The organism is [Bacillus] enclensis, from assembly GCF_001456935.1.
Taxonomy (GTDB): domain Bacteria; phylum Bacillota; class Bacilli; order Bacillales; family Bacillaceae_B; genus Rossellomorea; species Rossellomorea enclensis.
Genome location: NZ_KQ758483.1, coordinates 179,575 through 192,757, shown reverse-complemented (window position 1 = coordinate 192,757; position 13,183 = coordinate 179,575). Strand labels below are relative to the sequence as shown.

The following is a 13,183-nucleotide window of genomic DNA, read 5'->3' as shown; positions in this document are numbered from 1 at the left end:
ATAGTCCCCCTTCTATCTTCAAGATCTTTACTTAAGCTTCAAGAGCTTTAGGAAGCAGAAACGTTTTTCTCCCTCCTAAAGCCCTTGAATGGGCCATTAAAAGGATAGCAGTACCCTCTCCTTTTTGAGAAGGTACCGCTATGATTTCATTAATTTGAATGATTCGTTTCGATGTTTTGCTCGATTTGCTTGACTGCGGCATCAAGAGCTTCTTTAGGACCTTGTTTGCCTGTTACAAGCGTTTGGAGGGATTTCGCCATCGGATCCCATACTTCTCCCATTTCCGGGATATTAGGCATCGGAACCGCATATTGAGACTGTTCGGCAACTGCTTTTGCACCTTCATTTTCTGCAATTGCAGGATCATCGATCAATCCTTGGTTCGTTGGTACTTCTTGAGTTTGTTCAAAACGAAGCTTCGCGTACTCATCCTGAGTGATGAACTCGATGAACTTTTGAGCCCATTCTTTATTTTCAGAGTAGCCTGATACATGCCAGCCTTTAACACCCATGAATGTTTTCATCGGGTCTCCGTTTGGAAGTTTAGGCATAGCAGATACACCGATATCGATTCCGGCATCTTTATACCCTTGGAAAGACCAAGGTCCGTTCATGACTGATGCAACTTTTCCTTCATTGAATAATCCGTCCATCGCAGAACCGCCGTTTTCACCGACGATACCTTTAGGGAATAGTCCTTCAGAGTACCATTTTTGAATAAATTCAGCACCATTGACAGCACCTTCATTATTCAATCCAAGGTCTTTCGGATCTAATGCTCCATCTTTCTCAGCAAAAACATATCCGCCGAATCCGCCGATAGGCGCATGAGCGAAGTAGTAGTTATCCCAAAGTGCCAAGAAACCGTAGTTCCCGTCTTTAGTGAAATCTTTTGAGAATGAATATACTTCATCCATTGTTTTCGGTGCTTCCTTCATCAACTCTTTGTTGTAGATGAATACAGGAGTTTCAGAAGACTTTGGCAGACCATATAGTTTTCCATCATAGCTCTCGGCTGTCATTGAAGATTCAGTAAAACGGTCTTTGATTTCACCGTCGACCTCTAAAGGTGCGATGTGACCTGCAAGTGCAAGTTCACCGATCTGGTCATGCGGCAGAGTCAATACGTCAGGACCAGTACCTGCCGGACCATCGAGGCGTAATTGTTCTTTCATCTTAGAAGCCATTTCTACTTCTTTCACTTCAAGCTCGATGCCTGTCTCTTCAGTGAACTTGGCACCAACTTCATCCAGCCATCCGGCTTTCTTTTCATCTTCCCAGATGACAAGCTTTTCAGGCTTGTTTGCATCATCGGCTTTTTTCTCGCTGTCTTTATTACCTGAAGATTGTTCTTCACGGTTAGGACCACAAGCAGCCAACGCCCCCAGTACAAGCATAACTACCATTAATAATGATAATGCTTTCTTCATCTTGACCCCTCCTAAATATAAGTAAATAATGAAAATCCCATGATTGTACAACCGTTTGCACACATACGTATAAAAAGTGACATAAGATACCGCTTACACATATTTGTGAAAGCGATTGCACAACCTATTTCCTATTATACAAATTAAATATCATTTAGCAATAGTTTTTTAATATTTTTAAGTTTAATAGAAAAATAAAAAACGCTTCCACAGCCATGGATTGTATTATTGACAACAGCACTCCAGTAGACTACTCTTGAAATAAAAACGGCTGAAGGGGGATACATATGATTCTTGAAGCGATTTATCATCGCCCAAAAGATAACTATGCATACGCTTGCACTGAAAGTGAAATTCACATAAGGATCAGAACCAAGAAAAATGATATCAAAACCGCTTCACTTCTTCATGGAGATCCATATCATTGGGAAAGTGGAGAATGGATCTATGAAAAGAAGGACATGACCCTGACAGGTACCGATCAACTATTCGATTACTGGTTCGCTTCCTTGACTCCCCCATTCAGGCGCCTCCGTTACGGCTTCATGCTGAATGATGAAAATGAGGAGATCTTCTATGGGGAAAAAGGATTTTCACAAGATCCATCATTGGATATCGGTGATTACTTCTGTTTTCCCTTTTTAAATCCAATCGATGTTTTCAAAGCTCCTGACTGGGTGAAAGATACAGTATGGTATCAGATTTTCCCTGAGAGATTCGCCAACGGTAACAGGGAGAATGACCCTTCAGGAACACTTGAATGGGGAAGCGCAGAGCCCTCAAGGTCAAACTTCTTCGGCGGCGATTTAGAAGGTGTCATCGAGAATATCCCCTACCTAAAGGAACTGGGGATATCAGGAATATATTTCACACCGATTTTCAAAGCATTTTCAAATCATAAATACGATACCATCGACTATTTCGAAATCGACCCGCAATTCGGGACAAAAGAAACGTTAAAGGAACTGATTGCCAAATGCCACGAAAACGGAATGAAGGTCATGCTGGATGCCGTGTTCAATCACAGCGGATTTTACTTCCCTCAATTCCAGGACGTCCTTGAAAAAGGTGCAGATTCACCATACAGTAATTGGTTTCACACAAAGGAATTTCCATTGGATACGAAAAGCACTCCCCCTAATTATGATACTTTTGCATTTGAAGCTTCCATGCCCAAATTGAACACAGAAAATAAAGATGTAAGGTCATATTTATTAGAAGTCGGACGCTACTGGGTGAAGGAATTCGATATTGACGGCTGGCGTCTTGATGTCGCAAACGAAGTAGATCACCAGTTCTGGAGGGACTTCAGGAAAGAAGTGAAGGCAGTAAAACCCGATTTGTACATCCTTGGGGAAATATGGCATGATTCTATGCCCTGGCTGCGCGGGGATCAGTTCGATGCCGTCATGAATTATCCGTTCACCACCAATATGATCAACCTGTTCGCGAAACAATCGATAACGCCTGCCCGATTCATTGAAAATTTAACCAGCGTGATCCACATGTACCCCAAGACTGTCACTGAAGTGAACTTCAATCTTGTGGGAAGTCATGACACACCAAGGATCCTGACTGAATGCGGGGAAGATATCCGCAAGCTGAAACAGATTTTCAGCTTTATGCTTTCTTTTCCAGGGACACCATGTATATACTACGGAGATGAAATCGGCATGACTGGCGAGCAGGACCCCGGATGCAGAAAATGTTTCCCGTGGGAACAGGATGCTCATAACGAAGAACTATTCCACCATGTTAAAAAACATATTTCACTCAGACGCAGCCATCCTTTACTTGCCAACGAAGGAAACCTCTCTTTCTTGCCTTCCGACTTGAATGATGGGTTTATCGCTTTCACTAAATCCAACGGGGAAGATACGCTCTTCATCCTGATGAACTGCAAAGAGGAACCGTCCTCATACTCCCTTCCTTTTGATTTGAAAGGAAAAAAAATATTGAATCTATGGACAGGGGAAGAATTTGCTGCGGAAGCAGAAAACATCGAAGTTGAACTTGAAGAGTATGGATTTGCCATCCTTCAGCTTTCATAATGATTCCTTGCATACAGCGGGACTGACTCATTGGACTGAGTTGGTCCCCTTCTCTCTTTTTCAGAACTTTTCATAACAAGGAGTAATGATCATGAACAAAACACAGAAGAAGATGACCTTGTTTGCCCTCACATGGCCGATCTTCTTTGAAATCTTCCTTCACATGCTAATGGGTAATGCCGATACACTGATGCTCAGCCAATACTCGGATAATTCAGTGGCAGCAGTCGGAGTTTCAAACCAAATCCTATCCCTTATCATTGTAATGTTCGGCTTTGTCGCCACAGGTACTGCGATTCTTGTGGCGCAGCACTTAGGTGCAAAAGAAGAAACATCAGCAGGAGAAATTTCAATTGTCTCCCTTGCGGTGAATCTTATTTTCGGTTTGATATTAAGTATTTCTCTCGTTTTCTTCACGGAGCCCATTCTCGCTTCCATGGATCTGCCTCGATCCTTGATGGACGAGGCTTCCTCCTATTTGAAGATTGTTGGAGGCTTTGCTTTCATCCAGGCTTTGATCATGACTGCAGGAGCCGTCATGAGGAGTTACGGGTTCACGAAGGATGCCATGTATATCACGATTGGAATGAATATCATTAACGTCATCGGTAATTACCTGTTCATTTTCGGTCCTTTCGGAATTCCTGTATTAGGGGTTGAAGGCGTGGCCATTTCGACCATCACTTCCAGGATGATCGGACTTACCGTTTGTATTGTCGTAATCATGAAGAGAATCCCCGGCGCTCTGCAAGTAAAAAGGCTGTTCAAGCTTCCGGTTGCGCATGTGAAGAACCTTCTTCGAATCGGTATTCCTTCAGCCGGAGAGCATTTATCCTATAATGGTTCACAAATGGTCATTACCTACTTCATTGCAAGCATCGGCACACATGCGCTGACAACGAAAGTGTACGCACAGAACCTTATGATGTTCATCTTCTTGTTCAGCGTGGCAATCAGTCAAGGCACCCAAATCCTGATCGGACACTTGATAGGTGCAGGGGAATATGAAAATGCATACGAAAGATGCCTGAAAAGCTTAAAGATTGCCATTATCATTTCTCTCATTATGGCAGGGCTCTTTTCGATCTTCGCAGATCCGCTGTTAAGGATTTTCACTGACAATGAACAGATCATTTCGCTCGGGAAAATACTTATCTATTTAACCATCTTCCTTGAACCAGGCAGAAGCTTCAACCTGGTAGTCATCAACTCCCTCAGGGCAGCCGGCGATGTCAGCTTCCCTGTCTACATGGGAATTCTGTCCATGTGGGGTGTCAGTGTCACCCTATCTTATATTCTAGGAATCTGGTTTGGCCTGGGGCTTATCGGCATTTGGATCTCCTTCATAGCAGATGAGTGGCTGCGGGGATTGATCATGCTGAAACGCTGGCGTTCTAAAGTCTGGATAAAGAAAGGTTTTGTAACCGGGAAGAAAGAAATCGACGAAAACAAATTTGCACATGAATCGTGACGAGATTGGGACAAAAGTCTTTGATCCTAAGTAAAACCCGAATTAATTCGCCTTTAAAACGGCAAGTTAATTCGGGTTTTTAGTTTTATAGGATAAGTAGATGTTTGAACTTTCCAGGGATTGATTGGATTGCAAGACGAAGACTCCAATCAGAAATGCGGAAGAGCTTGGACGTGAGGCATAAGACGAATCGTCCACGAAGGCGTTCTTTGCCTTCTTGGACGTGTTGACTTAATTCATGTGCCTCTAAGCCCTAAAGCTGGACAATAGAAAAGCGGAGGCGGCTTGCTCAGCCCCGACAAGCATAAGATGAATGGGCCGGAAAGGCGTTTTTTGCCTTTTTGGTCCGTTTAGCTTATGACCTCAAGGGGCTAGCCGCCGGAGCTGGACAGGATCTGCCGCGAGAATACGAAGGAGGCTCACCAATCGCCCCCGGAAAGCGAAGTCTTGCACGGAAATCATTAGCGTTATTTAGAATCGTCTCTAAATTGTTCATCTTTAGACGGTAGTTTTATAGTTTTGCAAGTATCTTTTTCACTTCAATAAAATAAATGTAAGGTTTTTTAACATAAAAGCGTTTTCACTTAAAATTAGTACTTGATATTTTGTTATTTTCTGAATATGATAAATAACATAACTAATTGATGTTATAAAATCTAACATCAAATTAATAAGTAATCTTTAAGGAGGAAATTCCATGAAAAAAGTGGAAGCGATCATCAGGGCAGAAGCATTCATTTCATTACGTGAAGCATTGAGTCTGCGGGGATTCAGCGGCCTTACCGTTTCAGAAGCAGCAGGATGCGGCAAGCAAAAAGGGAAGCAGGGGATCTTCCGCGGCAATAAGTTCGAAATCAACCTGGTCCCTCGCGTAAAAGTTGAAATGGTCGTCGACGATGATCAGGTTGAAGGAATCATCGACCTGATTGTAGAACAGTGCAGTACCGAAACTGTCGGGGACGGAAAGATCTTTATTTACCCTGTAGAAGAGGTGGTAAGGATCCGTACTGGAGAACGCGGAAAACAAGCCGTTTTATAACATTTCTTTACATTTGCTCAATTCTATTAATCATTCATTATTAATCGGAGGGATAACATTGATTAAAAAAATTACTGTATTGCTTCTTCTGTCACTTGGAATTAGTACTTCCGCAATGGCCGCTTCCCCCACAGCCGATACCGTTCAAGCATCTTTGGACTCAATGTGGGTCATGATTGCCGCGTTTCTTGTTTTCTTCATGCATGCGGGATTCGCAATGGTTGAAACCGGATTTACCCGTGCCAAAAATGCACTGAATATCTTAATGAAGAATTTCCTGACGGTTTCGATTGCCTCCGTTCTCTATTTCTTCATAGGGTTTGGCTTGATGTTCGGTTCAAGTGCAGGCGGATTTGCCGGTATGGATGGTTTTTTCCTCTCCGGCCGTGAAGATATCGGTTTCTTCTTGTTCCAATCCGTATTTGCCGCCACTTGTGCAACGATCATCTCAGGTGCAGTCGCCGAACGCATGAAATTAAAAAGTTATATCCTGCTTACCATTGTCATGACAGGACTGATTTATCCTATTGTCGGTCACTGGGTCTGGGGCGGAGGATGGATTTCGGAATTGGGATTTGTCGATTTTGCCGGATCCACTGTCGTTCATTTAACAGGAGCTGTAGGAGCATTGATCACGGTATTGTTCCTCGGTGCCCGCATAGGCAAATATTCAAAAGGAAAAGCGAATGCCATCCCAGGGCATAATATCCCGCTGGGAGCACTGGGCGTTTTCATCCTATGGTTCGGCTGGTTCGGCTTTAACGGCGGGAGCAGCCTGGCAGCAGACCCGGAACTTGTCCCTCACGTCATCACCACTACATTATTTTCTGCATCAGCAGCCATCCTTTCATCGGCCCTTTACACGTTGGCCAGGTTTAAAAGAGTGGATCCCTCGCTTACTCTGAACGGAGCCTTGGGCGGTTTAGTCGGGATCACCGCGGGGTGCGCGAACGTCTCATTGACAGGGTCACTTATCATCGGTCTTATTGCAGGCATCATTCTTGTAGAATCTGTCACCATCCTTGATTCGAAGTTCAAAATCGATGACCCGGTGGGAGCAATCGCTGTACATGGTATCTGCGGAATTTGGGGAACAGCGGCTGTTGGATTATTCGATATCCAGAATGGATTATTCTACGGCGGCGGCGCCTCCCTGCTTGGGGTACAAATGATTGGAGTGGGAGCTGTCATTCTGTGGACATCCGTCACCGTTGGAGGCTTCCTGTTCGCCGTCACCAGAATTTCAAGCATCCGCGTCTCCAGGGAAGAAGAGTTATCAGGTCTTGATTTCACCGAACATGGATCGAATGCTTATGAATTGAAAGATACTGTACTTGAATCGAATTCAGCCCCTTCCCCGTTCGGAACAGAACTTGTGGACCGGTTAAATTCGATTGGCAGCAGCAGCATGAATAACGTGGATCATCGCAATACGGTTTGATGCCTCTTCATATAAAGACCCGTCCGTGTACACGGACGGGTCTTTTCATTGAATCATTGAAACCTTTTCTACTCCACTATCTGTATATTATAATCCTTAAACCACACATGTATCTGCCCAAGGTGTGCCAGTAACTGCGGCCCGGTCATCAATTGGCCGTACCAGGGGACCTTGAAAGCAGAGCCGCCTGTTTTCACGATTTCTTTCAGCTTTTGCTCGTTGAAAAGTTCGTACAGGACACTCGATCTGTCTGCCAGAATTTCTTCCAGCCAGTCACTCACCAATTTCGTATAGACAGGATGGTGCGTCTTTGGATAAGGGCTCTTCTTACGATAAAGCACTTCATTTGGCAAAATACCTTCCAGAGCCTTTCTCAGGATACCTTTTTCCCTGTTCTCATGCATCTTCATTTCCCAAGGGATATTCCATACATACTCTACCAATCTATGATCGGCAAAAGGAACCCTGACCTCAAGGCTCGCTCCCATGCTCATACGGTCTTTACGATCTAAGAGCGTCGTCATGAACCAGATCAGATTCAGGTAGAATAACTGTCTTCTCTTCGTTTCGATTTCATTTTCTCCGTCCAATAAAGGTGTTTCCGCCACTGTCTTATCATATTGCGTCAACACGTATTCCTGAAGGTTCAACTTTTTCTTCCAGTCATCCTTCAGTAATCCCTGCCTTTCATCGACAGAACGCATCCACGGAAAACCCCTTCTGTTGAAATCATCTTCACGGTGAAACCAAGGATATCCCCCGAATATCTCATCGGCACACTCCCCAGAGAGCCCGACGGTAAACTCCTCCTTTATTTCTTTACAGAACCATAAAAGTGAAGAATCCACATCCGCCATTCCCGGAAGATCCCTGACATGTACGGCCTCTATCAAGTAATCCTTCAGTTCCTGCTGGCTGATCACACATCTGTGGTGGATCGTATTGAATTCTGAAGACATTTTCTCGATCCAAGGAGCATCAGAATTAGGCTGAAAGTCACTCTTCGTGAAATATTGATCATTTTCTTCGTAATCGATCGAATAGGTATGAAGCCTGCCCTTCCCTTCATCGCGGTAGGTATTGGCCGCTATTGCCGTAATGGCACTCGAGTCCACCCCTCCTGACAGGAAGGAACAAAGTGGAACGTCTGATACCAGCTGCCGTTTTATCGCATCAGACAACAAGAAGCGCACATTGGACACCGTATCTGCAAACGAATCCGCGTGCTTCTCGCTCTTCACATTCCAGTACCTCCAGATTTTCAGACCGTCTTTCGAGAAGGTCATGGCATGGGCCGGCCGGAGCTCCTTGACTCCCTTAAAGACCCCTTCACCCGGAGTGCGGGACGGACCGAGGCCAAGGACTTCCGAGAGGCCCCCGTGTGTAACTTCCGGTTTCACATCTGGATGGGCAAGCAATGCTTTGATTTCAGAGCCGAATAAAAAACCACCGTCTTTCTCGGAATAAAATAACGGTTTTACACCCATACGGTCCCTTCCGATGAAGACATGTTCCTTTTGACTGTCCCAGACGGAAAAGGCAAAAATTCCGTTTAAATGATTGACACATTCTTCACGCCATTCTATATAGGAAATCAATAAGACTTCTGTATCTGAGTGGCCGTTGAATGTATATCCTTTTCCCCTTAACACTGCTCGCAGATCTTCAGTATTATATAACTCGCCGTTGTAGCAGATCGTATACATATGGCCCTGATGAGTAATGCTCATCGGCTGCCTCCCGCCTTCGGGATCCACCACGATCAGCCGTTTATGACCAAATACTGCATGTGGACTGACCCAGGTATTCGTCTCATCCGGGCCCCTCTTAGACAGCTTTTCTGCCATTTTTCCGACTATATTTTCCTGGTTTGTAAGATTTCGTTTATAATGAATCCAACCTGTAATACCGCACATGATGATCATCCTCACTTTCTGGTCAAACAAACTGGGCTCTCTGACACATAGATTATCTTATGCATTTCAGGATAAATGGTTAATTGCCTCACTCAATCTTCACATGAATGAAATATGATAATTATGATAAGAAATGTAGTTAAGGAGGGATATTCATTTGAGTAATATATATCGTTCAAACATCCTAAAATCCCAAAAGAGGGCATTTTCAGAAGGAACCGTCCTAGTTGATGAAGATACATGGTTTTTCTTTGAAATAGATGCAGAGGAAGAATCCGAGCTTGAATTTTATATCAATCACGAAATAAGGCTTTTAAGGGAGGACGCATGGATCACCGGTGTGCTTTTGGAAAACGGCATACTCGCTACTCCATATGAACGCATCAGGATGCTGGACGGGGACAGGATCCAGATTAAGAAGAACATTCTCTTTTCTTTGGAAAATTTAATCGAAGATATTTCTGACGATGCTTTTCTTCAATTCATCACTACCTTAAACAACTTAAATTATTCTCTTTATGATTGTATATTCTGTCACAATCATCTTGTTTTCCTGAGTGGTCAGAAAATGAAGCAGGGTGTTAACTTCATCAATTTTGACAATGGCGATGAAGTATGTGCGGTCCAGCATCATTTTTCTTATTTCAAAAAGAAGCGGGACCGCTTTGAATTCACCCTCAGCACCGGAAAACGGATCGTAATTGAAAATTTCAATTTATGATGCAAAGGTAAAAAAATCGTGTTCACCGGCAAACAGCGGCAAACACGATTTTTTTATTTTGTCCATGCTAGCTCCCCTGCACGGCAGCCAAATCCTGCTTCATTAAAAATTCGCCCATTTTGCAGGGAGGCATCGGTTTTTCAATTAAGAACCCTTGAGCATAATCACACCCTAATCCCTTTAGCAGTTTAAGCTGCTGGGTAGTTTCCACCCCTTCAGCCACCACTTTCAAGTTCAGTCCCCTTCCCATCATCGAAACGGACTGAACGATTGCGACATCCGGGGAATGGTCACTCATATTGCGCACGAATGACCTGTCAATTTTTAAAATATCAATCGGTAAATGTTTCAAATAGCTCAACGATGAATAGCCGGTACCGAAATCATCAATCGCAAGTTTTATGCCCAACTGTGAGAGTTCCCTCATGACTTCAACTGAATAAGATTCATCGTGAAGCATGATGGTTTCTGTCAGTTCCAGGCACAGGTACTCAGGAGGCAGTCCTGAAACTTTTAACGCTTCCTTTACATCGCTCACGAAAGCAGGATGCTGAAATTGGATTGCCGATACATTCACCGATACGTAGAATTTCCCCAGTCTTGTGTCCATCCATGTTTTCAGCTGCTCACAGGCTCCCGTCAGTACCCACTTTCCAAGTTCCTGTATCAACCCTGCCTCTTCAGCAAGCGGGATGAATTCGGCCGGGGAGACTGACCCCATTTCTTCATGCTCCCACCGGAGAAGTGCTTCACATCCAATCAGTGTCTCATTCGGTACGTCAATGATAGGCTGATAAGCAATATACAAATCATTTTTTGCAATAGCCTTGCGCAACTGTGCTTCCATTTCCACTTTTCTCAGCGTTTCTTCATTCATATCCCTAGAGAAGTATACTGTATTATTCCCACCTCGCGATTTTGCATGATTCAACGCTGCATCCGCATTTCGCAATACTTCTGATGACTTGTCTCCGTCTCTCGGGAAGATTCCTACACCGATGCTTACAGTCATATAAAAATCCTTGCCGTTATAGGAGAAAGGTTCTTTAATGGTCTTTAAGATAGCGTCCGTTAACGAAGAGATGCTTTCCTCATTCACATTTTTTGATAGAAGTACAGTGAATTTATCCCCGCTGAATCGTCCGAGGTACGCACCTTTTGGAAGGGCACCCCCGAGACGCCCGGCAAGTTCTTTAATTACGAGGTCGCCTGCCCTGTGCCCCAGTGTATCATTGATGATCTTAAATCTGTCGATGTCCATGAACAGCACTGCCAGCTCCCTTTTTTTCTTTTTCGCCCGCTGGATATGTTCATCGATGATTTCACGGAACTTCTGTTTGTTCGGCAGATCAGTATCCCCATCAAAGTATGCCAGCTGGGTGATTTTCTTTTCCGACTGCCGCTGCTGGGTGACGTCTTTGCCTATCCCAAATATGCCTACACATTGACCGTTTACGGTGATTGGAATATTTTTTATTTGAAAGTGATTGATTCTGCCATCCTTGGTTGATATGGGAAGATCATAATACTGTTCCCTGCCGTCCATTGCGCGATAGAAATGTCTTCTTACCCTCTGCCGGTCTACATGCATTATATAATTCAATGCATTCCTGCCGATGAGCTCACTTTCACTGTAACCGAACGTTTTGATAAATGAAGGATTGAGAGAAGTGAACCGCCCCTTCAAGTCGGTGCTGTATACAAAATCTGTATTATTATCGAAAAGAGAACGGTAATATTCTTCTGATACCTCTATATTTTGTGTGAGCTCCCTGATGTCACTTGATGCAGTATTGATCAAATTTGTCAATGTCATCATCGCATTAGCCTCAGGGGCCAGATGAAATTCCGGTTTGAAGTCCTGAAGCGGTTCCCTCACCTCTTCTGATATACCAAGATAGGTCATCGAATGTGCAATCAGCTTAGGCTTATTGGATGAATCATATCCAAACTCACCATAAGAAAAAAAGCCGGTGACCGCTGAAATTTCATTCAACTTGGCAAGTTCCTGCGTAGTGAAATCCCGAATATACCTTTTACGCGCTATGCAATTGAACACATAATGGGTCTCGACCGGACTACGCTTCAATTTATTCAACTGCTTCGCAGTGGACTCCAGCAGTTCCTGAACATTCACAAATCCGAAGTTGACCCTGTCTCCTTCATCCATTTCCCTGCTGACCTCTATAGCTCCCTGCGGCAAAATATTTATGACATAGACAGCAGTTTTTTCATTTCCGTGTTGATACAGAAAAGGAAATTCGATCGAAGAGTCCGGCAGTTCCTTTACGAACGACTTTCCCAAATACCTCTCGAGCACATGAAGTGGTTTTTTATCATTTATTTTATAAATGACATTCCCTTCAGATTTCGTTATTTCAAAGGAAGGCCCAACCTCCTGCCAATGTTCAAGGGCATATGAGTGAACATGCAGATCTGAATGATTCAACGAAACGGCTGCCAGACCGCTCTGTGATATTTCGTCACCTGTAAATACTATTGACGGCCTGTTTGCGGGATCATCCGCGCAGACTCCCCCGACAATTTTGAATTCATCATTGCGCGGGGATACCCCCTGCAGGATTCCGGGTATGTCCATTTTGAGATGACTGACGAGAAGGATCACTGCTTTCGTATCATAACGAATCAGTTCATCGTATAACTGTTCGCCATCCATTTTCCCTTGATGTCCGCCATCCACGAGAAAAGAATTCAGCTCCGTCTTCTCGAATGCCGTAAATGTAAGTATTACCTCAGACAGCACCCTGCCTTCGAATATTTGACCATTTGAACTGCAGCCGATCAGCGTTGCCCGGGGTAATGAAGCAGCCACTTCTTTTTGAAGAGAAGTGATGAAGTCAATGGAGGAATGACCTGTGAAGGCTTGAACGAGGAGAGAAGGAAACAAATCCAAATCATTTTCTTTAATGAATTTCTTTAATGAGTTTTCGTCTTTATATATGCATTGAAAGGAAGTAATCATATTCTACACCCACTCTGAAAAGACATGATACTACAAAAATACCACAATTCGACAGTTTTGGATATTTATTTTTTCACTTCAATGGATACGCTTTTGATTTCTGTTGAAGACTACGTTTTCCGCAAGTTGGC

Annotated in this window: 8 protein-coding genes; 5 read left to right on the top strand and 3 right to left on the bottom strand. The window is 43.8% G+C overall.

What is annotated here, in order from left to right:
- Positions 1-149: 149 nt before the first annotated feature.
- Positions 150-1,430, bottom strand: coding sequence for an extracellular solute-binding protein (locus AS034_RS08670; RefSeq protein ID WP_058298229.1), 1,281 nt, complete (start codon positions 1,428-1,430; stop codon positions 150-152).
- 287 nt (positions 1,431-1,717) lie between these two features.
- Here AS034_RS08670 and AS034_RS08665 point away from each other — a divergent pair, with 287 nt between their 5' ends.
- The 4 genes from AS034_RS08665 to AS034_RS08650 all read left to right on the top strand — a co-directional run bounded on the left by AS034_RS08665 (position 1,718) and on the right by AS034_RS08650 (position 7,432).
- Complete coding sequence (locus AS034_RS08665) at positions 1,718-3,481, top strand: alpha-glycosidase (protein ID WP_058298228.1); 1,764 nt, start codon at positions 1,718-1,720, stop codon at positions 3,479-3,481.
- 91 nt (positions 3,482-3,572) lie between these two features.
- Positions 3,573-4,952: an MATE family efflux transporter gene (locus tag AS034_RS08660; protein ID WP_058298227.1), complete on the top strand. Its 1,380-nt coding sequence runs from the start codon at positions 3,573-3,575 to the stop codon at positions 4,950-4,952.
- A gap of 697 nt (positions 4,953-5,649) precedes the next feature.
- Positions 5,650-5,991, top strand: coding sequence for a P-II family nitrogen regulator (locus AS034_RS08655; RefSeq protein ID WP_032089200.1), 342 nt, complete (start codon positions 5,650-5,652; stop codon positions 5,989-5,991).
- A gap of 58 nt (positions 5,992-6,049) precedes the next feature.
- Positions 6,050-7,432, top strand: coding sequence for an ammonium transporter (locus AS034_RS08650; protein ID WP_141687696.1), 1,383 nt, complete (start codon positions 6,050-6,052; stop codon positions 7,430-7,432).
- A 68-nt stretch (positions 7,433-7,500) separates the two neighbouring features.
- On the opposite strand, the gene asnB is transcribed toward AS034_RS08650, so the two are convergent.
- Positions 7,501-9,357 (bottom strand): asparagine synthase (glutamine-hydrolyzing), encoded by a 1,857-nt coding sequence (gene asnB, locus AS034_RS08645; RefSeq protein ID WP_058298720.1) that lies wholly within the window; start codon positions 9,355-9,357, stop codon positions 7,501-7,503.
- Positions 9,358-9,505: 148 nt separating this feature from the next.
- Between asnB and AS034_RS08640 the strand changes: the two genes are divergently transcribed.
- Positions 9,506-10,069: a DUF2777 family protein gene (locus AS034_RS08640; RefSeq protein WP_058298226.1), complete on the top strand. Its 564-nt coding sequence runs from the start codon at positions 9,506-9,508 to the stop codon at positions 10,067-10,069.
- A gap of 67 nt (positions 10,070-10,136) precedes the next feature.
- Here AS034_RS08640 and AS034_RS08635 read toward each other — a convergent pair whose 3' ends face one another.
- Positions 10,137-13,052 (bottom strand): bifunctional diguanylate cyclase/phosphodiesterase, encoded by a 2,916-nt coding sequence (locus tag AS034_RS08635; protein ID WP_058298225.1) that lies wholly within the window; start codon positions 13,050-13,052, stop codon positions 10,137-10,139.
- Between the last annotated feature and the right edge of the window lie 131 nt (positions 13,053-13,183).

Excerpts from the sequence above, each read along its gene's own strand:
- AS034_RS08670 (WP_058298229.1), bottom strand. The coding sequence starts at position 1,430 with ATGAAGAAAGCATTATCATTATTAATGGTAGTTATGCTTGTACTGGGG.
- AS034_RS08665 (WP_058298228.1), top strand. The coding sequence starts at position 1,718 with ATGATTCTTGAAGCGATTTATCATCGCCCAAAAGATAACTATGCATAC.
- AS034_RS08660 (WP_058298227.1), top strand. The coding sequence starts at position 3,573 with ATGAACAAAACACAGAAGAAGATGACCTTGTTTGCCCTCACATGGCCG.
- AS034_RS08655 (WP_032089200.1), top strand. The coding sequence starts at position 5,650 with ATGAAAAAAGTGGAAGCGATCATCAGGGCAGAAGCATTCATTTCATTA.
- asnB (WP_058298720.1), bottom strand. The coding sequence starts at position 9,357 with ATGATCATCATGTGCGGTATTACAGGTTGGATTCATTATAAACGAAAT.
- AS034_RS08635 (WP_058298225.1), bottom strand. The coding sequence starts at position 13,052 with ATGATTACTTCCTTTCAATGCATATATAAAGACGAAAACTCATTAAAG.